Source organism: Klebsiella sp. DY2415, from assembly GCF_026314315.1.
Classification (GTDB): domain Bacteria; phylum Pseudomonadota; class Gammaproteobacteria; order Enterobacterales; family Enterobacteriaceae; genus Klebsiella; species Klebsiella ornithinolytica.
Genome location: NZ_CP111115.1, coordinates 5,484,069 through 5,510,167 on the forward strand (window position 1 = coordinate 5,484,069; position 26,099 = coordinate 5,510,167).

General features: G+C 53.0%; 24 protein-coding genes. 9 read left to right on the top strand and 15 right to left on the bottom strand.

What is annotated here, in order from left to right; translation table 11 throughout:
* The first annotated feature begins 4 nt into the window (after positions 1-4).
* From fdxH to OQV00_RS25960, 4 genes are all read left to right on the top strand, one after another.
* Positions 5-907, top strand: coding sequence for a formate dehydrogenase subunit beta (gene fdxH / locus OQV00_RS25945; RefSeq protein WP_004869304.1), 903 nt, complete (start codon positions 5-7; stop codon positions 905-907).
* Entirely contained in the window at positions 904-1,539 is a 636-nt protein-coding gene (gene fdoI / locus OQV00_RS25950) for a formate dehydrogenase cytochrome b556 subunit (protein WP_004869301.1), read from the top strand. The genes fdxH and fdoI overlap by 4 nt, the downstream gene beginning before the upstream one ends.
* On the top strand, positions 1,536-2,465 hold the full coding sequence (gene fdhE / locus OQV00_RS25955) for a formate dehydrogenase accessory protein FdhE (RefSeq protein WP_004869299.1): 930 nt from the start codon (positions 1,536-1,538) through the stop codon (positions 2,463-2,465). The genes fdoI and fdhE overlap by 4 nt, the downstream gene beginning before the upstream one ends.
* Positions 2,466-2,663: 198 nt before the next feature.
* Entirely contained in the window at positions 2,664-3,587 is a 924-nt protein-coding gene (locus OQV00_RS25960; protein ID WP_048023476.1) for an alpha/beta hydrolase, read from the top strand.
* A gap of 15 nt (positions 3,588-3,602) precedes the next feature.
* Here OQV00_RS25960 and fabY read toward each other — a convergent pair whose 3' ends face one another.
* The 8 genes from fabY to typA form a co-directional block, all read right to left on the bottom strand.
* Positions 3,603-4,544 carry a fatty acid biosynthesis protein FabY gene (gene fabY, locus OQV00_RS25965; protein WP_004869293.1) on the bottom strand — a complete coding sequence of 314 codons (942 nt, stop codon included), beginning with the start codon at positions 4,542-4,544 and terminating at the stop codon, positions 3,603-3,605.
* Positions 4,545-4,588: 44 nt separating this feature from the next.
* A complete protein-coding gene (gene dtd / locus OQV00_RS25970; RefSeq protein WP_004869291.1) occupies positions 4,589-5,026 on the bottom strand; it encodes a D-aminoacyl-tRNA deacylase in 438 nt (145 codons plus the stop codon).
* A 2-nt stretch (positions 5,027-5,028) separates the two neighbouring features.
* Positions 5,029-5,883, bottom strand: coding sequence for a virulence factor BrkB family protein (locus OQV00_RS25975; protein WP_004869289.1), 855 nt, complete (start codon positions 5,881-5,883; stop codon positions 5,029-5,031).
* 2 nt (positions 5,884-5,885) lie between these two features.
* Positions 5,886-6,476, bottom strand: a complete 591-nt coding sequence (yihX, locus tag OQV00_RS25980) for a glucose-1-phosphatase (protein WP_004869287.1) — start codon at positions 6,474-6,476, stop codon at positions 5,886-5,888.
* A gap of 166 nt (positions 6,477-6,642) precedes the next feature.
* Positions 6,643-7,911: an MFS transporter gene (locus OQV00_RS25985; RefSeq protein ID WP_151334406.1), complete on the bottom strand. Its 1,269-nt coding sequence runs from the start codon at positions 7,909-7,911 to the stop codon at positions 6,643-6,645.
* 103 nt (positions 7,912-8,014) lie between these two features.
* Positions 8,015-8,995 (bottom strand): sugar phosphate isomerase/epimerase family protein, encoded by a 981-nt coding sequence (locus tag OQV00_RS25990; protein WP_015585450.1) that lies wholly within the window; start codon positions 8,993-8,995, stop codon positions 8,015-8,017.
* A 7-nt stretch (positions 8,996-9,002) separates the two neighbouring features.
* Entirely contained in the window at positions 9,003-9,713 is a 711-nt protein-coding gene (locus tag OQV00_RS25995; RefSeq protein WP_004869280.1) for a GntR family transcriptional regulator, read from the bottom strand.
* A gap of 210 nt (positions 9,714-9,923) precedes the next feature.
* Positions 9,924-11,747: a ribosome-dependent GTPase TypA gene (gene typA, locus OQV00_RS26000; protein ID WP_004869279.1), complete on the bottom strand. Its 1,824-nt coding sequence runs from the start codon at positions 11,745-11,747 to the stop codon at positions 9,924-9,926.
* A 378-nt stretch (positions 11,748-12,125) separates the two neighbouring features.
* Here typA and glnA point away from each other — a divergent pair, with 378 nt between their 5' ends.
* The 3 genes from glnA to glnG all read left to right on the top strand — a co-directional run bounded on the left by glnA (position 12,126) and on the right by glnG (position 16,190).
* A complete protein-coding gene (glnA, locus tag OQV00_RS26005; protein ID WP_004127100.1) occupies positions 12,126-13,535 on the top strand; it encodes a glutamate--ammonia ligase in 1,410 nt (469 codons plus the stop codon).
* A gap of 187 nt (positions 13,536-13,722) precedes the next feature.
* A complete protein-coding gene (gene glnL, locus OQV00_RS26010) occupies positions 13,723-14,772 on the top strand; it encodes a nitrogen regulation protein NR(II) (protein ID WP_004869278.1) in 1,050 nt (349 codons plus the stop codon).
* 8 nt (positions 14,773-14,780) lie between these two features.
* Positions 14,781-16,190 carry a nitrogen regulation protein NR(I) gene (glnG, locus tag OQV00_RS26015; protein WP_004869277.1) on the top strand — a complete coding sequence of 470 codons (1,410 nt, stop codon included), beginning with the start codon at positions 14,781-14,783 and terminating at the stop codon, positions 16,188-16,190.
* An 83-nt stretch (positions 16,191-16,273) separates the two neighbouring features.
* On the opposite strand, the gene hemN is transcribed toward glnG, so the two are convergent.
* On the bottom strand, positions 16,274-17,647 hold the full coding sequence (gene hemN, locus OQV00_RS26020) for an oxygen-independent coproporphyrinogen III oxidase (RefSeq protein ID WP_044350449.1): 1,374 nt from the start codon (positions 17,645-17,647) through the stop codon (positions 16,274-16,276).
* A gap of 188 nt (positions 17,648-17,835) precedes the next feature.
* Entirely contained in the window at positions 17,836-18,342 is a 507-nt protein-coding gene (gene yihI, locus OQV00_RS26025; protein WP_004869274.1) for a Der GTPase-activating protein YihI, read from the bottom strand.
* A gap of 587 nt (positions 18,343-18,929) precedes the next feature.
* Here yihI and yihA point away from each other — a divergent pair.
* A complete protein-coding gene (gene yihA / locus OQV00_RS26030; RefSeq protein ID WP_004869272.1) occupies positions 18,930-19,562 on the top strand; it encodes a ribosome biogenesis GTP-binding protein YihA/YsxC in 633 nt (210 codons plus the stop codon).
* A gap of 135 nt (positions 19,563-19,697) precedes the next feature.
* Here the strand turns inward: yihA and spfP are convergent, their stop codons facing one another.
* Both spfP and polA read right to left on the bottom strand, forming a co-directional pair.
* Positions 19,698-19,745: a small protein SpfP gene (spfP, locus tag OQV00_RS27280; RefSeq protein ID WP_071892919.1), complete on the bottom strand. Its 48-nt coding sequence runs from the start codon at positions 19,743-19,745 to the stop codon at positions 19,698-19,700.
* A gap of 165 nt (positions 19,746-19,910) precedes the next feature.
* Complete coding sequence (gene polA / locus OQV00_RS26035) at positions 19,911-22,697, bottom strand: DNA polymerase I (protein ID WP_004869269.1); 2,787 nt, start codon at positions 22,695-22,697, stop codon at positions 19,911-19,913.
* A 396-nt stretch (positions 22,698-23,093) separates the two neighbouring features.
* Between polA and OQV00_RS26040 the strand changes: the two genes are divergently transcribed.
* Positions 23,094-24,002, top strand: coding sequence for an acyltransferase (locus OQV00_RS26040; protein ID WP_015585452.1), 909 nt, complete (start codon positions 23,094-23,096; stop codon positions 24,000-24,002).
* Between the two features lie 75 nt (positions 24,003-24,077).
* Here the strand turns inward: OQV00_RS26040 and dsbA are convergent, their stop codons facing one another.
* The 3 genes from dsbA to OQV00_RS26055 form a co-directional block, all read right to left on the bottom strand.
* Positions 24,078-24,701 carry a thiol:disulfide interchange protein DsbA gene (gene dsbA / locus OQV00_RS26045; protein WP_004869264.1) on the bottom strand — a complete coding sequence of 208 codons (624 nt, stop codon included), beginning with the start codon at positions 24,699-24,701 and terminating at the stop codon, positions 24,078-24,080.
* Between the two features lie 27 nt (positions 24,702-24,728).
* Complete coding sequence (locus OQV00_RS26050) at positions 24,729-25,715, bottom strand: serine/threonine protein kinase (RefSeq protein ID WP_054829029.1); 987 nt, start codon at positions 25,713-25,715, stop codon at positions 24,729-24,731.
* Between the two features lie 75 nt (positions 25,716-25,790).
* Positions 25,791-26,060: a YihD family protein gene (locus OQV00_RS26055; protein WP_004869260.1), complete on the bottom strand. Its 270-nt coding sequence runs from the start codon at positions 26,058-26,060 to the stop codon at positions 25,791-25,793.
* Positions 26,061-26,099 lie beyond the last annotated feature (39 nt).

Consider the following 26,099-nt stretch of genomic DNA (forward strand, 5'->3'; position numbering starts at 1 on the left):
ACTTATGGCTTATCAATCGCAAGACATCATTCGTCGTTCCGCGACTAACGGTTTCACTCCCGCGCCTCAGGCGCGGGACCACCAGCAGGAAGTCGCGAAGCTTATCGACGTCACCACCTGTATTGGCTGTAAAGCCTGTCAGGTCGCCTGTTCAGAATGGAATGACATCCGTGATGAAGTCGGCAGCAACGTCGGGGTGTACGATAACCCCGCGGATCTGACCGCCAAATCCTGGACGGTAATGCGCTTCTCGGAAGTGGAGCAGAACGACAAACTGGAGTGGCTGATCCGTAAGGATGGCTGTATGCACTGCGCCGATCCGGGCTGCCTGAAGGCCTGTCCGTCGGAAGGGGCCATCATTCAGTATGCCAACGGCATCGTCGACTTCCAGTCCGAACAGTGCATCGGCTGCGGCTACTGCATCGCCGGCTGTCCGTTTGACGTCCCCCGGCTCAACCCGGAAGACAACCGCGTCTACAAATGTACGCTGTGCGTAGACCGCGTCACCGTGGGCCAGGAACCGGCATGCGTGAAAACCTGTCCGACCGGAGCGATTCACTTTGGCTCCAAAGAGGACATGAAGGTGCTGGCCGGCGAACGTGTCGCCGAGCTGAAAACCCGTGGGTATGACAATGCGGGCCTGTACGATCCGGCTGGCGTTGGCGGAACGCACGTGATGTACGTGCTGCACCACGCCGACAAGCCAAATCTGTATCACGGCCTGCCGGAAAACCCGGAAATCAGCGCCACCGTGAAGTTCTGGAAAGGGATCTGGAAACCGCTCGCGGCGGTAGGGTTTGCCGCGACCTTTGCAGCCAGCGTCTTCCACTATGTCGGGGTCGGTCCGAACCGTGCGGAAGAGGAAGAGGACAACCTGCATGAAGAGAATGACGAGGTGCGCAAATGAAAAGACGTGACACCATCGTGCGCTACACGGCGCCGGAACGCATCAACCATTGGGTCACCGCCTTCTGCTTCATGCTGGCGGCGATCAGCGGACTGGGATTCTTTTTCCCGTCCTTCAACTGGCTGATGCAAATCATGGGCACTCCGCAGCTGGCGCGCATTCTGCACCCGTTTGTCGGGGTCATTATGTTTGCCTCATTCATCATCATGTTTTTCCGCTACTGGCACCATAACCTAATCAATCGGGATGATATCTTTTGGGCGAAGAATATTCGTAAGATCGTCGTCAACGAGGAAGTGGGTGACACCGGGCGCTATAACTTCGGCCAGAAATGCGTATTCTGGGCGGCGATTATTTTCCTGGTTCTGCTGCTGGTAAGCGGTGTGATCATCTGGCGTCCGTATTTTGCGCCTGCGTTCTCAATCCCGGTAATCCGGTTAGCGCTCATGCTGCATTCATTTGCCGCAGTAGCCCTAATTGTGGTTATCATGGTGCATATTTACGCCGCCCTGTGGGTGAAAGGCACCATTACCGCGATGGTGGAAGGCTGGGTTACCAAAACATGGGCGAAGAAACATCACCCCCGCTGGTACCGAGAAGTTCGCCAGAAACAGGAAAATAAGACTGAATGAGTATTCGCATAATCCCGCAAGATGAGCTGGGGTCGAGCGAGAAACGCACGGCGGATTATATTCCGCCGTTGTTATTCCCCAGACTCAAGAACCTCTACAATCGCCGCGCAGAGCGTCTGCGCGAGCTGGCAGAGAACAACCCGCTGGGCGATTTTCTGCGTTTTGCCGCGCTGGTCGCCCACGCGCAGGAAGTGGTGCTCTATGACCACCCGCTGCAAATGGATCTGACCGCGCGCATCAAAGAAGCCAATGCGCAGGGCAAACCGCCGCTGGATATTCACGTCCTGCCGCGCGACAAGCACTGGCACAAGCTGCTGCATTCGCTAATTGCCGAGCTGAAGCCGGAGATGAGCGGTACCGCGCTGGCAGTTATCGAGAATCTGGAAAAATCCTCCGATCTGGAGCTGGAAGAGATGGCAAGCGCGCTGTTCGCTTCCGACTTCGCGCTGGTGAGCAGTGATAAAGCGCCGTTTATCTGGGCTGCCCTGTCGCTCTACTGGGCGCAAATGGCCAGCCTGATCCCAGGCAAAGCCCGCGCAGAATACGGTGAAGCACGCCAGTTCTGCCCGGTATGCGGCTCAATGCCGGTTTCCAGCATGGTGCAAATTGGAACCACCCAGGGGCTGCGCTACCTGCACTGCAACCTGTGTGAAACCGAATGGCACGTGGTGCGCATCAAATGTAGCAACTGCGAACAGACCCGCGATCTCAACTACTGGTCGCTGGAAAATGAAGACGCGGCGGTGAAAGCCGAAAGCTGCGGTGACTGCGGGACTTACCTGAAGATTCTGTATCAGGAAAAAGATCCGAAAGTGGAGGCCGTGGCCGACGATCTCGCCTCGCTGGTGCTGGACGCTCGCATGGAGCAGGAAGGCTTTGCCAGAAGTTCGATTAACCCGTTTATGTTCCCGGGTGAAGGGGAGTAAAACCCCTCGTAGTGCCGGGTAATCCAGATTACCCGGCACTCTCCCCCCGATGCGTAAGCACCTCAGCACAGGAAGGCCTTCGCTTTAGTACGCCCTTCTCCCGTTCCCGACACGCATTTTTGACAAAAAACCCCTTTTCTATCGACTACAATCCAGGCTATAACACTGTATATCCATACAGACTAAAGGAATATAATGATGGCACTGGAACACGGTATCGCCCGGCTGGTTGAGGAGTTTATCGCCGCAGGGCGCCCCTCTTCACGACAGCAGAATATTGATGACCGGAGGGCGGGCTATGTAGCCAGTGCGGTGCTGGCCGGAGAAAGTGAAACGCGTGTGCAGGTGGACGACATCACGCTGGAAGGGATCAATTTTCGCGTGGTATCGCCGCAGAATGCTGCCGGTCCGCTGCCAACCGTTATCTACTATCACGGCGGCTGTTTTGTCAGCGGCGGCTTCGCCACCCACGATAAACAATGGCGTCAGCTGGCGTATGACAGCGGCTGCCGGGTGATTGCCGTGCAATACCGGCTGGCACCCGAGCAGACGTTTCCTGCCGCGCACGATGACGCGGAACGGGGAGCGCAGATTATCCGCCGCCACGCAGAAGCGCTTGGGGTGGATACCTCGCAAATTACCCTTGCGGGCGATAGCGCGGGGGGAAATCTGGCTCTCGTCACCGCGCTACGGCTGAAAGCCGCGGGTGCCTGGCTGCCCGCGCAGCTGATTCTGATTTATCCCATGCTGGATGCTACCGCGGCGTCGGCAAGCTACGTCAGCAACGGAGAGGATTACATTATCACCCGGGATACGCTCCTGAGCGGTTATGAAATGTACCTGCCCTCGACGGAGTCTGCACACCCGGAGGCCAGCCCGCTCTGGCGTGATGACTTCAACGGCCTGCCCCCCGTGCATATCCTCACCGCAGAATATGATCCGCTGCGTGATGAAGGCGAAGCGCTGTATCAGCGAATGGTTGAGCAAAACGTGGCCTGTACCTGTCAGCGCTATGCTGGGGTGATTCACGGTTTCTTTCAGCTGGGTGGCATCAGTCTGGCGGCGCGCCATGCCATGGGAGATGTCGCCTGGCGAATCCGTTCACCAGGTCGGTCGCGATAATCACTGCGACGGGAATTACTCTTCTTCGTTCCCGCCCTCTTCATACGAACCAAACGGCTTCGCGGGCAGAACGATGTAAATACCTTCAAAAATGGCGCCCAGACTCTCACCGCCAAATAACTCAACCTGCAGCTGCACGCGGGCTTTACGTCCGCGCGCCAGGCGGTCGAGATCGCCGCTGAGCGACCCCAGATCGGCCACTGCGCTCGGGCGGCCGCTGATCGGCTGGCTGTAACGGATATGGGCATCGGCGAGAATAATCGTGCCGCCCAAATGCCGCTCGCGCAGCATCAGCCAGATCAGCCCCCAGCCGGTCAACGTCGCCAGGGAAAACAGACTTCCGGCAAACAGCGTATGGTGCGGATTCTGGTTACCGGCTTCGGGCATGGTGGTGATGAAATTTTTGCCGGTGTACTGCTGAATGCGCACGCCCATTTTTTCGCTGAGCGGAATGTGCTGATACCAGGCCTGCTGCAGCTGCCCGCACCAGTCGCCGCGATGCAGAATATCGTCCAGCGAGGCGATCGGTTTAATCATCAGGAAGTGGCGGATAGGTGTGGTGGTTGGCGTGGTAATCTCGCCCTGGTTAACAAAACCGAGCTTGGCAAAGAAATCCATCGCGTCTTCGCGAGCGCTACAGGTCACGCGCTTAACGCCTTCCTGACGAGCGACGGACTCCAGCGTCATCGCCATCAGCGTCCCCAACCCTTTATCCTGCACCGACGGGTGTACGGCCATAAAACGAATAGAGGCTTCGTTCTCCGCGTTTATATATAGCCGCCCGACGGCAACCAGGTTGCCTTCTTCATCCACTACCATCTGGTGATGCGCCATCGCATCCCAGGCGTCACGCTCCGATCCTTTGGGCTGATGAAGCGGCTTGCGCAACATCTCCCAACGGAACTGATAGTAGCTCTCGAGTTCGTCTTCTGTTTGCGGTACACGAAGGTGATACATAGCTGTACTCTCTTTTGTTACCCGCAGCCGGCCCGGAAGCTGGCTCATACCTGTAACCAAAAGGTCACAGGACCATCATTTACCAGTGATACCTGCATATCCGCAGCGAATCTCCCGGTTTGTGTGTTCATCTCCTGCTGGCGACAGCGCGCGACAAAATAGTCATACAGCGCTTCTGCTCTGTCAGGAGCGGCCCCTTTGGAAAAACCCGGGCGCATGCCCCGTTCGGTATCCGCTGCCAGCGTGAACTGTGAGACGACCAGCACGCTGCCGCCGGACTGCTGCACATTCAGGTTCATTTTTCCTTCGGCGTCGCTGAAGATACGATAGCCAAGCACGCGTTCGCACAGGCGATTCGCTTTTTGCTCATCATCGTCTTTCTCGACGCCCAACAACACCAGAAGCCCCGGGCCGATTTCACCCGTCACTTCGCCCTCCACGGTTACGCTTGCACGGGATACGCGCTGAATTAATGCAATCATAGTTATTCTGTTTCTTCTTTTTTAAGTTTGCGGTATTCCTCGAGAGTGACAGTAATTTCTGCCCCAAGCAAGACGATACACCACGTCCAGTACACCCAGACAAACAAAATAGGCACCACGGCTATGACGCCGTAAATCAGCTGATACGACGGAAACGCCGTGATATATAAGGCAAATGCTTTTTTACCCGCCTCAAATAACAGCGCCGCCACCAGCGCTCCAATAATCGCATCGCGATTGCGTACCTGGGTCGTCGGTACAATGCTATAAAGCAGCCAAAACGCCGTCCACGATAAAATCAGCGGGAAGAGACGCAGCACATCATCAATCACGCTGTTCAGTTCGCTTGCCCAGCGCAACGACAGCAGATAAGAGCTGATGGCCAGGCTCGCCCCCGCCAGCAGCGGCCCCAGCGTCAGAATCATCCAGTAAACGGCAAACGAGTAAATTTTGGACCGGGTGCGGGTGCTGCGCCAGATGGTGTTCAGCGCGCTATCAATAGAATACATCAGCAGCAGTGACGTCACGATCAGCCCGAAGGCGCCGACGGCCGTCATCCGGCTGGAGTTCGCAACAAACTGTTCGATGTATCCCTGGATGACATCCCCGGTCGCCGGGATGAAGTTAGCGAAGATAAAATGGCGAATCTGCCCGCTGACCTCAGAGAACATCGGAAATGCCGAGAACAGCGCAAAGACAACGGCGATCAGCGGCACCAGAGAGAGTAACGACACGTAGGCGAGATTCCCCGCCAGCGTCGTCATATGGTCTTCATCAATGCGCCGCCACAGCAGTTTTATCCAGGCCATCAGGGGCCGGACGCGATGCTTTGCTTTTTGATGAACGGTTTTGAGCATAGTTATTTCGCAAAGTAGGCGGGAATGGTCTCCTTTCCGGTCACCAGAATACTGGTGATCCCCAACTGGTTAGCCCCCGCTATATTATCGGCGTTATCGTCAAAAAAGACCGTATCTTCAGCAGAAAAACCTTCAGACTGCAGAACACTTTGATAGATCCGCGCCTCGGGCTTACGCATTCCCATCTCCTGGGAAAGATAGATATGGTCGGCGGCGGCCCGCACCTGCGGATATTCATCCGGCCAGAAGGTGGTATGCAGGCGGTTGGTATTCGACAGGACAACCACGCGGTGTCCCTGCTCACGCAGTTTTTGCATAATCGCGGTCACTTCCGGGCGCAGAGAGACAAAAACGGCCTGCCAGCCGTGGGAAAACTGCTCATAGCTCAGCGGCATATTCATTTCATGGCACATTGCTTCGGCAAAGGCCTCATCGCTAATTTCGCCGCGTTCGTGCTGATGGAACGCCTCGCCCATGGTGAAATGCTGCTTGAGCGTCGCGAGTGGGATGCGGCTCAAATCGCTCCATGTCCCGAGCACCCGGTTGAAGTCGATGTCGACAATCACATTACCTAAATCAAAGATATAGAGCATTTTTGTCTCCTTGCGCGCCATGAAAGATTAACTGTAGCGGGAAAGGCGGTATTTGACTATGTATGGTTTTTAAACCGAGGTTCAGAACGATTTATGCCCGCCGGATAAAGCAAAGCCGCAGAAATCTGCGGCTTTGCGCGAACGAGGTGAGGGCAGATAACCGGCTCTAGGCCTCCGCGCTCTCTAAGACTCGTTTTCTTTGGTTAATACGCTTCACCAGCAATACTGAGGCGACGGCGCCGCAGAACGCAAAGCAGGCCATGATACCAAAGACAATTTTATACCCCAGAATGCCCGGGTTAAGATCCAGAATATAGCCGTAGAGGCTGAAACAGAACATGGCAGGGGCATAGCCGATAAAGCTACCGAGCGCCATGGCGGCACCGGTCTGGCTTTCCGCAATCTTTGCCTCGCCGATGGGGGCAAAGAAGACCGCACGCTGAGTAAAGACGATTGCCCCAAAGCCCAATGTGCAGGCCATTCCCAGATAAACCGGCATACTTTCATGCGGCAGCAGAATTAAGACCACCAGCGCAGCCGTACTGATACAAAAGGTGTAGAACAAATATTTACTCGGGGATTTCAGTATCTTATCCGAAATAATCCCGCCAACGGGGCCCCCGATCATCTTCAGGCAATACTGGTTAATAATGCCGTAAGCCCCCACCAGCGCGACAGGCAGCATATAAATATTTTTCAGGAACGGAATAAAGAATGTTAACCCGCAATAGACGGCATAGACAAAAAAGACGTTGAACGCAATCAGCCATATTGTCTTATCTTTCAGTACGGAGGACATACTGGTGTTTTTCTTTTCTTCCTGTGGGCTATCAACGGCTGCCGTTTTCACCTCATCATCATCCTGGTTCAGAACGAAGAAGATAATGACCCCAACGCTAATAACGATAATAGAATAAAACCAGATCCCTGCTTTAAACCCTAACAGGCCGCTGCCAAACCAGGCAAAGACCGCCAGCGCAGAAAAAGCGACAATGGTATCGACAATACCCCGTCCGGTTTCAAAGAAACCAAACAACCGCCCCTGCTGCTCGCTATTCCCCAGACGACTAACCGACTTTAATAATACCGGCCAGTTCATCATATCGCAGGTGACACCAAATAGTGCCCAGACAAAGAGAATCCCCCAGTATCCCGGCATGGTTGTCAGATAGATACCTAACAGCCCGGTGGCAATAAGCGAAAGGGACATGGTATATTTGCGCGGTAGTTTATCGGCAAAATAGATTGAAAGAAAGAAACCAATTGTCGTAACAAACGAGTTCACAGACATCGCATTGCCAATTTGACCATTGGTCAAATGAAAATACTCCTGCATCGGTATATAGAAAGCATCCTTTAGCGAGGGCAGTTTATAAATCGTACCGCCACACAGTGTCAATAAGCTAAAGAGTGCCCATTTCTTTTTTGTGAGCATATAATTCCTTAATGATTTTACAATCATTTAGTTTTTAAAGGAAAAAGAACCCTGACCACGCCTGACGGGTGGCATATCAAAAAATAAAAATCAGAGATTAAAATTAAGAGTTAATAATGCGGCTGGCCTCACTTTTTATTTCCTGCAGCGTTGTTCTGACAAATGCCAACTGTTGAAGAGCATCCGCTTTTTCTTTCAATAACCGGGTTTCCAGCTGTGAGGCATCGGGTAACGGTGTTTCGCTCATTTCCCGCCACGGGATCCACGGGTTGTCGCCTTCATCGGCAAAGCGAAATGCCGGGGCATAGTAGTCCACCTCTTCTTCCAGGCCGTAGGCGACCACCTGGGGGTGCTCGTCGCCCAGGCAAATCAGTCTGGTGAGCAACGCCTTAAACGGCATATCTCCTTGGCCGGAGACGCAGGCCTGATGTCCGAGACCGTTATCCTGCGGCATAATTAACGCATCTTTTATATGAACCTGAGTAATAAACGGAGACATCGCCTCTAATGCATGCAGCGGGTGCTCGTTGGCATTAATCATGTTCGCAAAATCAAAAAGCAGAGAGAGCGAAGACATACCGCTTTGCTCTATTAATGCGGTCAGCTCGTGGCTTTTCAGATCTTCATGCTGCTCAAGAGTAAAAGTCAGCCCGCTATCCTGATAACGCGCCTTCAGATACTGGATATCAAGAGCGATTTTTGACAGAACCTCTTGTAAATGCCCCTCATAGCGAGGGTAAAATCTGACGGAGCTGGCGCCCGTTTTTAATGCGATATGCGTTGCATGGTCGATCGCGTGTTTATCTGAAGCGCTGGTTTCTATATGGACATCAAGCTGTAATCTCCGTGCCTTTTCTGAGAAAGCGGCCAGTTCAGCATCACTCATTTTACCTAAGGAGCGCGTTTCACCATCGAGAACATGAATTTTCACCCCGCGCAGATTATTTTCATGGGCGATATCTAATAAATCGCCGGGTAATATACGCTCAAGCCGCATATTAAAATGATATGCATAGGCATGAAGATAAAGAGGAAGATTATCGACACGGGCGAGGATTTTTTCTGCATCATATTGAGTTAGCATAACGTACCTACAAGTTAATAAAGAGGTCAACCGCCTCAAACCGCCAATATTCAATATCTATCTGAATGATATTGCCATCACTGTCAGCCCGGTGTTTTTCAATAAGAATGGCCGGCATACCTGAAGATCCGCCAATGAATTTACTGATATCGCCAGACATTCTGACCGGTTTAAACACCAGTTTTTTAGTTACGACGTCCTTTTGATACTCATTTTTCCAGACCGAGGAGAAGGATTGGTTTTCAAGCTGTTCAATAAATCCCGGAGCGACATTCGGGTTAATAAAGGTTTCGTGATAAAACACTTTATGCCCTTCCAGCGCCCCCCAACCGGTGATGAGGTACAGCTCATCAGATGCCGCTGTCGCAAGAAGCGGTCGCGCGGCCTCGGGGTAATTTGCCGTGCGGCTTTTTTCAATAAATCCCCAGGAGGGTTCCCGACCTTGTTCAAGCGCGGCGCGCTGAAAGCTGGCGGAGAGCTCCGGGCTATAGTTAAAACGAGGCTGGGTGACGAACCAGCCCTTCCGATCTTTACGGAAGATTCTCGATTCAGCCTCCAGGCTCAGGAGCGCCTGCCGCAGGGTCATACGCTTTATACCCAGCAGTTCGCCTAATTCTCGTTCGGAGGGGAGTTTACCGCCGGGCGCGGTGAGCCCTTCCCTCAGCCAGTGATCTAATTTTTCTTTCGCATTTTCGACGGTAGACAGATTTGTTGTCATTGTTTAACCCAATTGGTTTAAACCAGTTCCTGAATCTTACTCCGACGTGCAAAAAAAAAACAATATCTCCGTTATTCTTTGGGGATAAATGTGACCGGCCTCTCTTCGGAAAGCGCGTAACTATCTGCTGACTGACGGGCGGCTATCGCGCCAGGGCAAAAAAAAACCCCGCCATCAAGGCGGGGTTCTGATATCGACAAGAAGCGGAAATTAATCTTCTTTCGCACCGCGCATTGCGCGTTTACGGTCGTTCTCGGTCAGATGACGTTTACGGATACGGACGGAAGTTGGAGTCACTTCTACCAGTTCGTCGTCATCGATGAACTCCAGAGCCTGCTCCAGGGTCATCTTAACTGGCGGAACCAGAACCGTTGCTTCGTCGGTACCGGAAGCACGCATGTTGGTCAGTTTCTTACCGGTCAGGCAGTTTACAGTCAGGTCGTTAGAACGACTGTGAATACCGATGATCTGGCCTTCGTAAACTTCAGCACCGTGACCCAGGAACAGCTTACCGCGGTCCTGCAGGCTGAACAGTGCAAACGCAACCGCTTTACCCTGACCGTTGGAGATCAGTACGCCGTTCTGACGCTGACCTACATCGCCCGCACGAACGTCGTCGTAGTGGCTGAAGGTGGAGTACAGCAGACCGGTACCGGAGGTCATGGTCATGAACTCAGAACGGAAGCCAATCAGGCCACGGCTTGGGATCACGTAGTCGAGACGTACGCGGCCTTTGCCATCTGGATTCATGTTTTTCAGGTCGCCTTTACGCTCACCCAGAGCCTGCATGACAGAACCCTGATGCTGCTCTTCAACGTCCAGCGTTACGTTCTCGAACGGCTCTTGTTTACGGCCGTCGATTTCGCGGAAGATAACTTTCGGACGGGAAACCGCCATTTCGAAACCTTCACGACGCATGTTTTCGATCAGAACTGACAGGTGCAGTTCACCACGACCGGAAACGCGGAATGCATCAGCATCCGGAGTTTCTTCAACGCGCAGCGCCACGTTATGCACCAGCTCTTTGTTCAGACGGTCAAGAATCTGACGAGAGGTAACGTACTTACCTTCTTTACCACAGAACGGAGAGGTGTTAACGCAGAAGAACATGGATACGGTTGGCTCATCGACTGACAGCGCCGGCAGCGCTTCAACATTCTGCGGATCGCAGATGGTGTCAGAGATGTTCAGTTCGCCCAGACCGGTGATCGCGATGATATCGCCCGCTTCAGCAATATCGCTGTCGATACGCTCCAGGCCCAGGTGGGTCAGAACTTTACCCACTTTACCGTTACGGGTTTTGCCTTCGCTATCAACGATAGTGACCTGCTGGTTTGGCTTCACTTTACCGCGTTTGATGCGGCCGATGCCAATGACGCCAACGTAGTTGTTGTAATCCAGCTGGGAGATTTGCATCTGCAGCGGACCGTCAAGGTCAACGTTCGGTGCCGGAACACGATCGACGATGGTCTGATACAGCGGAGTCATATCTTCAGCCATATCTTCGTGATCCAGACCCGCAATACCGTTCAGCGCAGAAGCGTAAACGATCGGGAAGTCCAGCTGTTCGTCGGTCGCGTCGAGGTTAACGAACAGGTCGAATACCTGATCGACAACCCAGTCAGGACGCGCGCCAGGACGGTCAACTTTGTTGATGACAACAATGGGCTTCAGGCCATGAGCAAATGCCTTCTTGGTTACGAAGCGCGTCTGCGGCATTGGGCCATCCATTGCGTCAACAACCAGCAGAACGGAATCAACCATGGACATTACACGCTCAACTTCACCACCGAAGTCGGCGTGCCCAGGGGTATCAACGATGTTGATACGGTAGTCATTCCATTTAATGGCGGTGTTTTTCGCGAGGATGGTAATCCCGCGCTCTTTCTCCAAATCGTTGGAGTCCATCACTCGCTCTTGAGTTTCGGCACGCGCGTCGAACGTACCGGATTGCTGCAGCAGCTTATCAACCAGGGTAGTTTTACCATGGTCAACGTGCGCGATGATGGCGATATTACGCAAATTTTCGATCACAACTTTGCCTCAGGCATTAGAAATAGCGCGTTATTGTACACGGATTAATCGCAGTACAAAACAGGATCACAAACATCCTCCACAAACAAGTATTGCAGAGTTTCTTTGTGATCGCTTTCACGGAGCGTTAAAAGGGTTATTCAAGGTCAATTGCACCAAATTAGTGCCCAATGTTCACACAATTGCACTATATTGGTGCAATGCATTCATAATGGTGCAGCCCTTTTGCACGATGGAGTGCATGATAACGCCTTTTGGGGGCAATTTAAAAGTTGGCACAGATTTCGCTTTATCTTTTTTAAGGCAACAACGCCACATTAAGCAGTTAAAAAGTTTTCGTTACCACGACGACAATGACCAATCCGGGAGAGTTTAAGTATGTCCGCTGAACACGTTTTGACGATGCTGAACGAGCACGAAGTGAAGTTTGTCGATCTGCGCTTCACCGATACCAAAGGTAAAGAACAGCACGTCACAATTCCTTCTCATCAGGTAAATGCCGAATTCTTCGAAGAAGGCAAAATGTTTGATGGCTCCTCGATTGGTGGCTGGAAAGGTATTAACGAATCTGACATGGTTCTGATGCCGGATGCGACCACTGCGCTGATCGACCCGTTCTATGAAGAACCGACGCTGATCATCCGCTGTGATATCCTGGAACCAGGCACGCTGCAGGGCTACGACCGTGACCCGCGCTCCATCGCCAAACGCGCGGAAGAATACCTGCGCTCTACCGGTCTGGCGGACACCGTTCTGTTCGGGCCAGAACCAGAGTTCTTCCTGTTCGACGATATCCGTTTCGGTGCCTCTATTTCTGGCTCCCACGTTGCTATCGACGACATCGAAGGCGCATGGAACTCCTCCACCAAATACGAAGGTGGTAACAAAGGCCACCGCCCAGGCGTGAAAGGCGGTTACTTCCCGGTTCCGCCGGTTGACTCCTCTCAGGACATCCGTTCTACCATGTGTATGATCATGGAAGAGATGGGCCTGGTTGTTGAAGCTCACCACCACGAAGTGGCTACCGCGGGTCAGAACGAAATCGCGACCCGTTTCAACACCATGACCAAAAAAGCGGACGAAATTCAGATCTACAAATACGTTGTGCACAACGTTGCGCACCGTTTCGGTAAAACCGCGACCTTCATGCCGAAGCCAATGTTCGGTGACAACGGTTCCGGTATGCACTGCCACATGTCTCTGTCCAAGAACGGCGTTAACCTGTTCTCTGGCGACAAGTATGCAGGCCTGTCTGAACAAGCGCTGTACTACATCGGCGGCGTTATCAAGCACGCTAAAGCGATCAACGCCCTGGCAAACCCGACCACCAACTCGTACAAGCGTCTGGTCCCGGGTTACGAAGCACCGGTCATGCTGGCTTACTCTGCCCGTAACCGTTCCGCTTCCATCCGTATCCCGGTAGTCACCTCGCCGAAAGCACGCCGTATCGAAGTGCGCTTCCCGGACCCGGCGGCTAACCCGTACCTGTGCTTCGCAGCACTGCTGATGGCAGGCCTTGACGGCATCAAGAACAAAATCCATCCGGGCGAAGCGATGGACAAAAACCTGTACGACCTGCCGCCGGAAGAAGCGAAAGAGATCCCACAGGTTGCAGGCTCTCTGGAAGAAGCACTGAACGCGCTGGACGCTGACCGTGAGTTCCTGACCGCTGGCGGCGTGTTCACCAACGACGCTATCGATGCTTACATCGCCCTGCGTATTGAAGAAAACGACCGCGTACGTATGACTCCGCACCCGGTTGAATTCGAACTGTACTACAGCGTCTGATTTTGCTGTAAATCCCCGGTATTCCGTGTTGTGGCGTGGGGTACCGTGGATATTTTGTTGCCGTGGAAACTTTCAGCCCATCTCAGGATGGGCTTTTTTCTCCACCAACACTCTGATCTCATGCGCTTTTTACCTATAAAAAGCTATACTGCACTAAAATAGTGCACTCTTTTCAGGAGACTGTCAGATGGCAACAGGCACTCAGCCCGATGCTGGGCAGATCCTTAACTCTTTAATCAACAGTATCTTACTGGTCGATGACGACCTGGCGGTGCATTACGCGAACCCGGCCGCGCAGCAGCTGCTGGCGCAAAGTTCACGTAAGCTCTTTGGCACGCCGCTTCCGGAACTGTTGAGCTACTTTTCACTGAATATCGGCCTGATGCAGGAAAGCCTGCTGGCGGGCCAGGGCTTTACCGACAACGAAGTGACGCTGGTTATCGATGGCCGCTCGCATATCCTGTCTCTGACGGCACAGCGCCTGCCTGAAGGCTATATCCTGCTGGAGATGGCTCCGATGGATAACCAGCGACGCCTGAGCCAGGAGCAACTGCAGCACGCCCAGCAAATCGCGGCGCGGGATTTGGTTCGCGGGCTGGCCCATGAGATCAAGAACCCTTTAGGCGGCCTGAGAGGCGCTGCGCAATTGCTGAGTAAAGCGCTGCCTGACCCGGCATTGATGGAATACACCAACGTTATTATTGAACAGGCCGATCGCTTAAGAAATCTGGTCGACCGCCTGCTGGGGCCGCAGCATCCAGGGATGCACGTGACCGAAAGCATCCATAAGGTCGCCGAACGGGTTGTGAAGCTGGTCTCGATGGAACTGCCGGATAACGTCAAACTGGTCCGCGATTACGATCCGAGCCTGCCGGAACTTCCTCATGACCCGGACCAGATCGAACAGGTTCTGCTGAATGTCGTACGCAACGCGCTGCAGGCGCTGGGGCCAGAAGGTGGCGAGATCATCCTACGTACCCGAACCGCCTTTCAGCTGACGCTGCACGGCGTACGTTACCGCCTTACCGCGCGGATTGACGTTGAGGACAACGGCCCGGGAATTCCGTCCCACTTACAGGATACGCTGTTCTATCCCATGGTTAGCGGTCGCGAAGGCGGTACCGGTCTGGGGCTCTCCATTGCCCGCAGTCTTATCGATCAGCACTCCGGCAAAATTGAATTTACCAGTTGGCCAGGACATACCGAATTCTCGGTGTACCTGCCTATTCGGAAGTAGAGGTGTTTATGCAACGAGGGATAGCCTGGATCGTTGATGACGATAGCTCCATCCGTTGGGTGCTTGAACGCGCGCTCACCGGAGCAGGCTTAAGTTGTACAACGTTTGAAAGCGGCAACGAGGTGCTTGAGGCACTCACCACCAAAACCCCGGATGTACTGTTATCTGATATCCGGATGCCGGGAATGGATGGGTTGGCGTTACTGAAACAAATTAAACAGCGTCACCCAATGCTTCCGGTCATCATAATGACCGCGCATTCGGATCTGGACGCCGCGGTCAGCGCCTATCAGCAAGGTGCCTTTGACTATCTGCCCAAACCTTTTGATATTGATGAAGCGGTCGCTCTGGTCGATCGCGCTATCAGCCACTATCAGGAGCAGCAGCAGCCGCGCAATATCACGATAACCAGCCCGACGGCCGATATCATCGGCGAAGCGCCGGCGATGCAGGACGTCTTTCGCATCATCGGGCGCCTGTCGCGTTCATCAATCAGCGTATTGATCAACGGTGAATCCGGTACCGGTAAAGAGCTGGTTGCGCACGCCCTGCACCGTCATAGCCCGCGGGCAAAAGCGCCGTTTATCGCACTGAATATGGCTGCTATCCCAAAAGACCTGATCGAATCTGAGCTTTTCGGTCACGAAAAAGGGGCATTTACCGGCGCCAATACCGTGCGTCAGGGACGTTTTGAGCAGGCTGACGGCGGGACTTTGTTCCTCGATGAGATCGGCGATATGCCGCTCGATGTGCAGACGCGCCTGCTGCGCGTTCTGGCCGATGGCCAGTTCTATCGCGTTGGCGGCTATGCGCCGGTGAAGGTAGACGTGCGAATTATTGCGGCAACCCACCAGAACCTTGAGCAGCGTGTGCAGGAAGGAAAGTTCCGTGAGGACCTGTTCCACCGCCTGAACGTGATTCGCGTTCATCTCCCGCCGCTGCGCGAGCGCCGGGAAGATATTCCCCGCCTGGCGCGGCACTTCCTGCAAATTGCCGCCCGCGAACTGGGGGTCGAAGCCAAGCAGCTGCATCCGGAGACGGAAACCGCGCTCACCCGTTTAGCCTGGCCTGGTAACGTCCGCCAGCTGGAGAACACCTGCCGCTGGCTGACGGTGATGGCAGCAGGCCAGGAGGTTCTGACGCAGGATCTTCCCAGCGAACTGTTTGAAACCGCAATTCCCGATAGCCCGACGCATATGCAGCCGGACAGCTGGGCAACGTTACTGGGGCAGTGGGCCGACCGCGCTCTGCGTTCCGGTCATCAAAACCTGCTTTCTGAAGCGCAGCCGGAGATGGAGCGGACGCTGCTGACTACTGCCCTGCGTCATACGCAAGGGCATAAGCAGGAAGCCGCGCGACTGCTAGGATGGGGACGTAATACGCTAACGCGCAAGCTGAAAGAGTTAGGAATGGAGTAAATGTCATGCCCGGTGGCACTATGCTTACCGGGCCTACAGAATCCGTCGGCCGGGCAAACGAAGTGCCGCCCGGCATTGCAGAGTTAAATGACGCGAGAGAACTGCTGCATCCGCGCTTTCTGACGCAGATAGGCATCAAAGCACATGCAGATGTTGCGAATCAGCAGACGGCCTTTCGCCGTCACCTGAATGCTCTTGTCATCCACATCCACCAGCCCATCTTTTGCCAGCGGTGCCAGCAGCGCCAGATCGTCGGCAAAATAACGCTGGAAATCCAGTTCCCACCGCGTTTCTACCGCAGAGAAATCGAGATGGAACTGGCAAATCAGCGCCTTAATAACGTCACGACGAATACAGTCATCGCGGGTCAGCGCGATGCCGCGCCAGAGCGCATCTCCGGTTTCATCCACCTGTTGATAGTAAAGCTTCAGCTCTTTCTGGTTCTGCGCGTAGCAGTCGCCAATCATGCTGATCGCCGACACCCCCATCCCCAGCAGGTCGGTATCGCCCTGGGTGGTATAACCCTGGAAATTGCGGTGCAGGACGCCGTCACGCTGAGCAATGGCCAGCTCGTCATCCGGACTGGCAAAGTGATCCATACCGATAAACTGATAGCCGGCGTCGGTGAGGGAGGCAATGGTCTCCTGCAGGATATCGAGCTTCTGTTCCGCCGAAGGCAGGTCGGCCTCTTTGATTTTACGCTGAGCGGCAAAGAGCGTCGGCAGATGCGCATAGTTGAATACGCTCAGACGATCGGGGTTGAGCTCGGCCACTTTTTGCAGCGTAAAGGCAAAACTCTCCGGCGTTTGTTTCGGCAGGCCGTAAATCAGATCGATATTCGTCGAGGTAAAACCAATCTCACGCGCGTGGTTGAGCAGGGCAAAGATAAACGCCTCATCCTGCTCGCGGTTAACCAGCCGCTGAACCTCTTTATTGAAGTCCTGCACGCCCATGCTCAGCCGGTTGAAGCCTTCCGATCGGAGATGATCCAGGACATCCAGTTCAATTTCGCGCGGATCGACTTCAATCGAGATCTCTGCATCGGCGTTAAAATTGAAATGGCTGCGCAGCAACTGCATTAAGCGGCTGATTTGCGCTTTATTCAGGTAGGTGGGGGTACCGCCGCCCCAGTGCAGCTGGTTCACCTGACGCCCGGCAAAGAGCGGCGCGCGATGAATAATTTCCTGCTCCAGCACATCCAGATACTGGTCGGCTTTATGCTGCTGGCGAGTCACAATCTTGTTGCAGCCGCAGAAATAGCAGAGCTTGTGACAAAACGGAATATGCACATACAGCGATAGCGGACGCTGCGGGTAGCGAGCTACCGCCTCGTCAAATTCTGCCGCACCAAACTCAGGTGAAAACTCCAGTGCGGTGGGGTATGAGGTATAACGCGGCCCCGAATAGTTATATTTCTGGATCAGGGCCAGATCCCAGTCGATTAACTGCACAGACATGCTCACTCCTTCCGATGGTGCCGTCGGCGGGTACGCCGCCCCGGCCCAACCGCACCTCGGGTGATGAGCCGGTTGCGCAGCCATTTCTGACGCCGCGACAACCGTCGTAGTTTAACGAATAACCACAGCAGATAACATACAACCAAAAGGGTTATAAGCAGGACCGGGAATCCGATTGAGTGCAAACGTTAGTTTCCACCCTTCAGCAGACGCATCATATCTTCCTGACGCTCTTCTTCTTCCTCATCCTCGTCATCATCGTAGGACAGGCCAAGCTGCTGCATCAGCTCATCAATACGATCGAGTTTGGCATCGACCCACGACTGCTCTTCAGCATTCAGGGTGCCCCCCTCTTCCAGACGTTCCAGCAGCGCGTCCAGGCGCTCATCGTTTTCCAGCAAATCCAGCTCAGCCTGTGGTGAAAGCATAGGTTTCTCGCTCTTCGGTTTGTGCTGCTTAGTAGCCGGGGTGCTTTCAGTCACGCCCAGCGGAATCGGTTTTTTACTCCCAATACGCGGATCTTGCTGCTGGCTCTGTTTTTTGCCGGATGACGCGGCATCACCGCCGGTTGCGCGACTTCCTGCCGCGTGACCACGATGTTTCTTCTGGCGTTTGCGATCGCGGGATTCCTGATTCATTTCTTCACGTGTCTTGCGATGCGTTTTGCCACGGGGTACGGATGTCGGTTTTTTCATATAGGTAATCTTCAGATTCGTTTTCTTCAGTATAGAATTGAGGCGGAATCTAGCAGAAAGCAAGCAAAGAAAAAAGGCGACAGATTACTCTGCCGCCTTTTTCCTCACTGATAACCCTTAGCGGGTTTCCACTTTCCCTGTTAGCTCACGACGCACCCTGTCTTTCCTTTAGCCAATAACAGTCCCTGTTATGTCCTTTTCCTTGTTAAAACGTCTCCAGACGTTGGTCATCCTGACATTAATCCCGGGTCTTCGCCCCCCTGGCGCTCCTGACAACTCATCCTGAGTCACTATCCTGTCGGCTTCCTTGCCTGTGCCCCTTACTTTACCGTTTTAATCCCATCCTACAACCAACCCTCAGAGTAAAAATGGCTATTTAAGATTGTTCTATAGTGTTAATTGTATGATTTTTAATGTTTTAACACGACCAACCCCCGTTGTTTCTCATCGATTGCCTCGACATTGAATGGACAATGTCTCACAAAGAGAGGGGTTTTTACTTACGACAGAGGATGCGGTAAAAACAGCCTTTTTCTGCTGTTCAGGTATAATCCCCGCCATAGCCTTATTTAACGGAGACGACAGTCTTGACTAACTGGAACTATCAACAGACGCATTTTGTCACCAGCGCACCCGATATCCGCCATCTTCCATCCGATACGGGTATCGAAGTTGCCTTTGCTGGTCGCTCAAATGCGGGGAAATCCAGCGCCCTGAATACGCTCACCAACCAGAAAAGCCTGGCGCGTACTTCTAAGACCCCTGGCCGCACCCAGCTAATCAACCTGTTTGAAGTCGCCGAAGGCAAACGCCTGGTCGACCTGCCGGGTTACGGCTACGCTCAGGTCCCGGAGGAGATGAAGATCAAATGGCAGCGCGCGCTGGGTGAATACCTGGAGAAACGTCTGTGCCTGAAAGGACTGGTGGTGCTGATGGATATCCGTCATCCGCTGAAAGACCTCGATCAGCAAATGATCGAATGGGCGGTAGAAAGCGATATCCAGGTTCTGGTTCTGCTCACCAAAGCCGATAAGCTGGCCAGCGGCGCACGTAAAGCGCAGGTGAATATGGTGCGTGAAGCGGTTCTTGCCTTTAACGGCGATGTGCAGGTTGAACCCTTCTCTTCGCTGAAAAAAACAGGCGTGGATAAGCTGCGTCAGAAGCTCGACAGCTGGTTTAATGAGATCCCTCCTCAGGAAGAGATCGCCGACGGAGAGTAATCGCCGTTGTTTTCCCGGATAGCGGCGCCTGACGCCTTATCCGGGCTGCATCATCAGCCCACCGCAGTCCGCCAAAATTTTCTTTCGCGCAATAAAAAACGCCCCGGTCATAAATGACCGGGGCGGCTAAAATATTCAGCCAAATCCGATTACGTGAAGTAAAAGGTCTGAAAGATAGAACATCTTACCTCTGTACCCTACGTCATTAACTCTACTCTTCTTTCGGTTACGGAGAAAGCACTTTTTGTAGTTTTTTTTCACTCTTTACATAGCAAATTCAAATGATCATCACAAAACGCTATAAGTTATGTTGCTTACTTACAGAAAATCACCTTATCCACTGAATACTTAGTGCGCTTGATCCCAGTTTTCTCCGCTTCCTACTTCCACCAGCAGCGGTACCGCCAGCGTGGTGCTGTTCTCCATCAGTTCGTGCACCTTTTTCGCCACGGCATCAAGGTCATCTTTGTGCACTTCAAAGACCAGTTCATCGTGCACCTGCATGATCATCCGCACCCGCGGCTTCTCGGTCAGCAGCCATTCATCAACGGCGATCATTGCGCGCTTGATAATGTCAGCCGCCGTCCCCTGCATCGGGGCGTTGATCGCCGCACGTTCGGCGCCGGCACGACGGGCGCCGTTGCTGGATTTGATGTCCGGAAGGTAAAGGCGACGGCCATCCAGCGTTTCGACATAGCCCTGCTCTTTTGCCTGTGCCCGGGTACGCTCCATGTAATCAAGGACGCCCGGATAGCGCTCAAAATAGAGGTCCATATATTTCTGCGCTTCTTTGCGCGGAATATTGAGCTGCCGTGCGAGGCCAAATGCGCTCATGCCATAAATCAGACCAAAGTTAATCGCCTTGGCACTGCGACGCTGCTCGCTGCTTACGCTCTCCAGCGGCAGGCCAAAGACCTCTGCCGCCGTTGCGCGGTGGATATCTTTACCTTCCGCAAACGCGGTCAGCAGCCCCTTGTCACGCGACAGATGCGCCATAATGCGCAACTCAATTTGCGAGTAGTCGGCAGAGACGATGAGGTAATCCGGCGGCGCGATAAATGCCTGACGAATACGACGCCCCTCTTCGTTACGCACCGGAATGTTCTGCAGGTTAGGATCGGTGGAGGAGAGACGCCCCGTCGCCGTTACCGCCTGGTGATAAGAGGTATGCACGCGGCCGGTTTTGGGGTTAATCATCAGCGGTAGCTTGTCGGTATATGTCGACTTCAGCTTCGCCAGTCCGCGATATTCGAGAATAACTTTCGGTAGCGGATAGTCCAGCGCCAGTTCTTCGAGCACTTCCTCGGAGGTTGAAGGCGCGCCGCCCGGTGTTTTCTTCAGCGGTTTAATGCCTTGTTTTTCAAACAAAATAGTTTGAAGCTGTTTGGGTGAAGAGAGATTGAACTCTTCACCAGCGATCTCGTAGGCTTTCTGTTCCAGTTCGATCAGGCGCCTGGCGATCTCCTGCGAATGAGCGTGCAGTACAGCCGGATCAATGTTGACGCCGTTACGTTCCACGCGAGAGAGCACCGGTACCAGCGGCATCTCAATATGCTTAAAGATATTCAGCGGACCTTCATGCTGCTGCAGCTTCGGCCACATCTTCAGGTGCAGCTGCAGAGTGACGTCGGCATCTTCCGCCGCGTAGCGGCCGGCTTCTTCCAGCGCGATCTGGTTAAAGGTGAGCTGATTTTTACCTTTGCCTGCAATCTCTTCAAAGGTAATCGTTTTATGCTTCAGCCAGCGGTCGGCAAGGCTGTCCATATCATGGCGGCCCGCCACGCTATCAAGAATGTAGGATTCCAGCATGGTGTCAAAAGCGATGCCGCGCAGCTCAATATCATAGTTCGCCAGAATTCCGCGGTCATATTTCAGGTTTTGCCCGACCTTCAGCAGATTCTCGTCTTCCAGCAGAGGTTTCAACAACGTCAGTACGCGTTCGCGGGAGATCTGATCCGGTGCATCGAGATAATCATGCGCAACCGGTACATAGGCTGCAACGCCGGGCTCAATGGCAAACGACAGGCCGACCATATTGGCGGAGATATTATCCAGGCTGTCCGTTTCGGTATCAAACGCAAACAGCGGCGCTTTTTTCAGCTTCTCGATCCATTCGATCAGCGTCTGCTCATCAAGAATAGTGACGTAGTTTTCCGCAGACAGTGTCGCTACCACCTCGGCTTCTTCTTCCGCTACTGCCGCCGCTTCAGCCGGTTTTGCAGCTGGCTTAACGCCTTTTGACTGCATCCATTTGCCGGATTCAACATCGGTGATCCAGCGCTTAAATTCATATTTTTTGAACAGAGCCAACAGGTCATCCGCCGCCGGCGGCAGCACGTGCAGCTCTTCACAGCTCAGATCCAGCTCGACGTCGGTTTTAATCGTCGCCAGCTGATACGAGAGGTAGGCCACCTCTTTATTCTGCTCCAGTTTTGCCGCCATCGTTTTGGCGCCGCGGAAAGTCAAACCGGCAATTTTTTCTGGCTCAGCGTACAACGTATCCAGCCCACCCAGCCCCTGCAGCAGCGCCTGGGCCGTTTTCTCGCCCACGCCGGGTACGCCTGGAATGTTATCGGAGGAGTCGCCCATCAGCGCCAGGAAGTCAATAATCAGCTCTGGCGGAACGCCGTACTTCGTCACTACTTCTTCCGGGCCAAGAATGGTATTGGTCATGGTATTAATCAGGGTAATTCCCGGCGTGACCAGCTGCGCCATATCTTTATCACCGGTACTGATGAGCACCGGGCGGCCCGCTTTTTCTGCTTCGCGCGCCAGAGTTCCGATCACATCGTCCGCTTCGACGCCAGGCACAGCCATCAGCGGCAGCCCCATCGCTTTCACCATAGTATGCAGCGGTTCGATCTGCGCCCGCAGATCGTCCGGCATCGGCGGACGATGGGATTTGTAATGCTCAAACAGTTCGTCACGGAATGTTTTCCCTTTGGCATCAAAAACCACAACGGCGTGCGTGGGTTGATACTGGAGGATCAGGCTTCGCAGCATATTCAGCACGCCATACATAGCGCCTGTCGGTTCTCCGGCGCTGTTAGTCAGCGGCGGGAAAGCGTGATACGCCCGGTAGAGGTAAGAGGAGCCGTCAACGAGGATAAGTGGGTTTTCTGGGATCTGAACCATAATTTCCGTGCCTGTTTATCAGATTATGGGTAAAGGATGCCACAGACAGGCCTGAAAACCTGAATTTTTCCCGCATTTCACCAAAAAGATTCGTTGATCCGGTCGATCGTGCGGCAGTAATATCTGTGGATAACTTTGTGCATAGTTTTATAAGGATAGCTGTCTGGTCTGAAATAAAATAACAAAAAACATAATTTAAGTTTATTTATCATAAAGTTAATGATTGATCCTTGCTTTTAATACCTTTCTAATGACTCAATGTTCCATGTGGATATAAGATCCGCCGTTTTTTCTGTTCTGGTAAGACCCGTCATTTGCTGCGTTTTCTGGTAAAATCAGCCTCTTGCACGGTTTAACTGCGCTCTTTATCAGCCTAACTTTCTGAATAAACTAACTATGTCGAGATTACTCGCTGCAATAACACTTCCGCTGAGTATCGCCCTTACCATCTTAGTCACCATTATCTGTTCCGTACCGATAATCATCGCCGGGCTGATTAAACTTCTTGTCCCCATCCCTGCGGTATGGCGTGCGATTTCCCGTTTCTGCAATTTCATGATGTATTGCTGGTGCGAAGGGTTGGCACTGCTGCTCTATCTGAATCCCAGACTGACGTGGGACGTGCAAGGTCTTGAAGGGCTGAGCAAGAAAAACTGGTATCTGCTTATCAGCAATCATCACAGCTGGGCGGATATCGTGGTGCTCTGCGTGTTGTTTCGCAAGCATATCCCTATGAATAAGTACTTCCTTAAGCAACAGCTGGCGTGGGTACCTTTTATCGGGCTTGCCTGCTGGGCGCTGGATATGCCCTTTATGCGTCGCTACTCGCGAGGTTATTTAATTCGCCATCCTGAGCGTCGCGGTAAAGATGTTGAAACCACTCGCCGCTCCTGCGAGAAATTTCGCTCGCATCCGACGACCATCGTCAATTTTGTAGAAGGTTCGCGTTTTACCGAAGATAAGCAGCGGCAAACTCGTTCACCTTATCGTAATTTATTGCCACCGAAGGCCGCAGGTATCGCGATGGCGTTGAACGTGCTCGGTGCTCAGTTCGATAAGCTGTTGAACGTCACGCTTTGCTATCCGGAGAACAACCAGAGGCCATTTTACGATATGTTAAGCGGCCGACTGACGCGTATTGTTGTTCGCGTTAATCTCATTCCCGTGGCGGAAGATCTGCACGGCGACTACGTGAATGACAAAAACTTTAAGCGCCGTTTCCAGCGTTGGTTGAATGAACTGTGGGAAGAGAAAGACTGTCAGCTGACGGAAATCATGCGGACAAAAGGACGCGAAGAGCATTGAACCTGATAACCATGCCACCTCCACTGGCGGTTTAAGAGAGATATGAAAAAAGCCGGTCAGTGACCGGCTTTTTTTTTACTTCTTCTCAACCAGCTGCTTAACGCTATCCGCATACTGGGCGACAAAGGCGTCCATATTGCTGGTATCCATTCCCTGCGGGTTCAGCTGATATTTGCCGTCGACGTACATTGCCGGTACGCCCTGCAGCTGGAAGTCAGCAGCCGCTTTTTCCTGCTGAGCAACCAGGGATTTCACGACAAAGCTGTTCCATGCCGCATCGTAGTCTTCGCCTTTCACGCCAGCGTCAACGAAGACTTTACGAATATCCGCCACGGTCTGCACGGTCTGGGTCTTCTGTACCGCTTCAAACATCGGCACGGTGATCTTATCTTCAACGCCCAGCGCCATCGCGACGGCCCATGCCTGGGTTAAGTCTTTACCCAAAGGTCCGAGGAATTCAACGTGGTACTTGGTCATTTTGGCGCCTTCCGGCAGCTTTTTCTTCACGTTATCAGAAACGTGCAGCACTTCCTCAAACTGATAGCAGTGCGGGCAGTAGAACGAGAAGAACTCAAGAACCTGAGGCGCGCCGGCTACGGGCTTATCAAGGGTGATGTACTGCTTACCGTCGGTGATCTGGGCCGCAGAAGCACTAAAAGCCAGAATCATACCAGCCAGCGCCAGCCAAATTTTTTTCATGTTTACGTCTCTCCTGGAAATATCTGATTAATACATTGGCGTTAACTGAAGAGGGGGTTCTTGCAGAACCTTCACCTGCTCAAGAAAAGTTGCTGTCTGCCCCCGCCAGTAATCTTCCCCGGTAAGCCAGGGGAAATTAATAGGGAAAGCAGGATCGTCCCAGCGCCTGAGCAACCATGCCAGATAATAAACTAACCGCATGGCGCGTAAAGGTTCGATAAGGGCGATTTCGTCTGAATTGAACGGACTGAATTCTTCATAAGCTTCAACAATCATCTCCAGCTGCATTCGCTGCTCGGCTTTATCACCGTTCAGCAGCATCCACAGATCCTGGATGGCCGGACCGTTGCGGGCATCATCTAAATCAACAAAAAGCGGACCATCGCGCCAGAGAATATTACCGGCATGACAATCGCCGTGCAGACGCAGAATGTCCGCGTTGCCGTGCCATTGAGCGATAACGGCAGCAATCAGCTTATCTGCGGCGCGGAGGAAGTCCTTCTTCAGAGCTGAGGGGATCAGCGTTGAGTGTTCAAAAACGTCCCGCGGCGCGAACAAATACTCATTCACGCCTATCTCAGGGCGCGCGACAAAACGCGCTTTGCGCCCGGTCTGGTGCAAGCGCCCCAGATAACGGCCGACGGACTCCATTTGATCGAGGTTATCCGATTCAAACTGACGCCCACCTAAGCTGGGGAACACGGCAAAATAGAAGCCCTGATGCTGATGAAGAGTACTGTCATTGAAAAATAATGGCGCAGCAACAGGAACATCATCCTGCTTGAGCTGAAGGGTAAACTGGTGTTCCTCGAGGATCTGTTCGGCAGACCAACGTTCAGGACGATAGAACTTCACCACATAGCGATGGCGGTCTTCGTCCTGAAACTGGTAAACGCGGTTTTCATAGCTGTTAAGCGGAGTGAGCCCGGAGTCCACTCGCATCCCCAGATCGAATAGCCCATCGATGATGGTATCCGGGTTTAGCGTCTGAAAATTAAAAGCCTTATCGTGCATCCTGACATCCGATAATCTTAGGAATAGTTCAGGATATCATCTCATAACTCGTTCCGCGGCAGCACTTACAACCTTTTACTCTTTAATCACACCGCGAGCGCGCAATAAGGCCGTTTTGAAATCCTCTTCGTAATCTTTCTGAATACCAGGAATAACGGCTTCTTTTGCCGAATCACGCATTTTCAGATGATAAATCAGGATATCGTCGGAAAGATCGACCAGCTCGCCGTCGTAACCGGCCTCTTTTGCGAGTTTCTGCAAAAATTGCATCAGGTTCAGCTCCGGCTCTTTCTGCCAGGCTGGCTGGAGGAGTTCAATTACTTCATTCAGACGTTTACATTTCATGGTCATGCTCCTTACTCTTGATAGCGACAACTTAACAGG

Coding starts and splice junctions, on each gene's coding strand:
- fdhE (WP_004869299.1), top strand. CDS start 1,536: ATGAGTATTCGCATAATCCCGCAAGATGAGCTGGGGTCGAGCGAGAAA.
- OQV00_RS26055 (WP_004869260.1), bottom strand. CDS start 26,060: ATGAAATGTAAACGTCTGAATGAAGTAATTGAACTCCTCCAGCCAGCC.
- dsbA (WP_004869264.1), bottom strand. CDS start 24,701: ATGAAAAAAATTTGGCTGGCGCTGGCTGGTATGATTCTGGCTTTTAGT.
- OQV00_RS25960 (WP_048023476.1), top strand. CDS start 2,664: ATGGCACTGGAACACGGTATCGCCCGGCTGGTTGAGGAGTTTATCGCC.
- OQV00_RS25990 (WP_015585450.1), bottom strand. CDS start 8,995: ATGCTAACTCAATATGATGCAGAAAAAATCCTCGCCCGTGTCGATAAT.
- polA (WP_004869269.1), bottom strand. CDS start 22,697: ATGGTTCAGATCCCAGAAAACCCACTTATCCTCGTTGACGGCTCCTCT.
- glnG (WP_004869277.1), top strand. CDS start 14,781: ATGCAACGAGGGATAGCCTGGATCGTTGATGACGATAGCTCCATCCGT.
- OQV00_RS26040 (WP_015585452.1), top strand. CDS start 23,094: ATGTCGAGATTACTCGCTGCAATAACACTTCCGCTGAGTATCGCCCTT.
- glnL (WP_004869278.1), top strand. CDS start 13,723: ATGGCAACAGGCACTCAGCCCGATGCTGGGCAGATCCTTAACTCTTTA.
- fdoI (WP_004869301.1), top strand. CDS start 904: ATGAAAAGACGTGACACCATCGTGCGCTACACGGCGCCGGAACGCATC.
- fabY (WP_004869293.1), bottom strand. CDS start 4,544: ATGTATCACCTTCGTGTACCGCAAACAGAAGACGAACTCGAGAGCTAC.
- glnA (WP_004127100.1), top strand. CDS start 12,126: ATGTCCGCTGAACACGTTTTGACGATGCTGAACGAGCACGAAGTGAAG.
- fdxH (WP_004869304.1), top strand. CDS start 5: ATGGCTTATCAATCGCAAGACATCATTCGTCGTTCCGCGACTAACGGT.
- OQV00_RS25995 (WP_004869280.1), bottom strand. CDS start 9,713: ATGACAACAAATCTGTCTACCGTCGAAAATGCGAAAGAAAAATTAGAT.
- OQV00_RS25975 (WP_004869289.1), bottom strand. CDS start 5,883: ATGCTCAAAACCGTTCATCAAAAAGCAAAGCATCGCGTCCGGCCCCTG.
- dtd (WP_004869291.1), bottom strand. CDS start 5,026: ATGATTGCATTAATTCAGCGCGTATCCCGTGCAAGCGTAACCGTGGAG.
- OQV00_RS26050 (WP_054829029.1), bottom strand. CDS start 25,715: ATGCACGATAAGGCTTTTAATTTTCAGACGCTAAACCCGGATACCATC.
- yihI (WP_004869274.1), bottom strand. CDS start 18,342: ATGAAAAAACCGACATCCGTACCCCGTGGCAAAACGCATCGCAAGACA.
- yihX (WP_004869287.1), bottom strand. CDS start 6,476: ATGCTCTATATCTTTGATTTAGGTAATGTGATTGTCGACATCGACTTC.
- OQV00_RS25985 (WP_151334406.1), bottom strand. CDS start 7,911: ATGCTCACAAAAAAGAAATGGGCACTCTTTAGCTTATTGACACTGTGT.
- hemN (WP_044350449.1), bottom strand. CDS start 17,647: ATGTCTGTGCAGTTAATCGACTGGGATCTGGCCCTGATCCAGAAATAT.